The sequence below is a fragment of the Treponema sp. R80B11-R83G3 genome (assembly GCF_054786115.1).
On the sequence record NZ_BDHF01000473.1, the window covers coordinates 1 to 475 of the forward strand.

The window sequence follows — 475 nt, forward strand, 5'->3', positions numbered from 1 at the left end:
CCCCTGCATCCGCGCGCCGGTCATGGTAACCGTCGGCGCAAGGGCGTTGACCCTGATCCCGTTGGGGCCGTAATCGTAGGCGAACTGCCGCGAAAGCCCCTCAACGCCGGCCTTGGCCGCGGTGTACTGCACCCCCGCCAGAGACGCCCTCCAGTGGCCCGCCAGCGCCGATATGTTTACGATCGCGCCGGAACCCTGCCTGGCCCTTTGCGGGATAACCTGCTGGCCGCAGAGAAAGGCCCCCTTCAGGTTGACGTTGACAACAAGGTCCCAGTGCCTCTCCTCGATTTCTTCCAGTTTGTAGGGCGTGTTCAGGGAACCCCCGGCGTTATTCACCAGAATGTCGATACGGCCCCACGCCTTTACCGCGGTTTCCGCCATAGCTTTGATTTGCTCTTTGCTGGTAACGTCCATCCTGACGCCCATGGCCTCTGCCCCGTGCGCGCGGATCTCTTCCACAGCTCCCGCTATGGTT

1 protein-coding gene is annotated in these 475 nt (G+C 62.7%); it reads right to left on the minus strand.

The window, feature by feature from the left end:
- Positions 1 to 459: SDR family NAD(P)-dependent oxidoreductase (locus ACYVRH_RS14535; protein ID WP_461257577.1), on the minus strand; the 459-nt coding region annotated here is incomplete at its 3' end.
- Positions 460 to 475 lie beyond the last annotated feature (16 nt).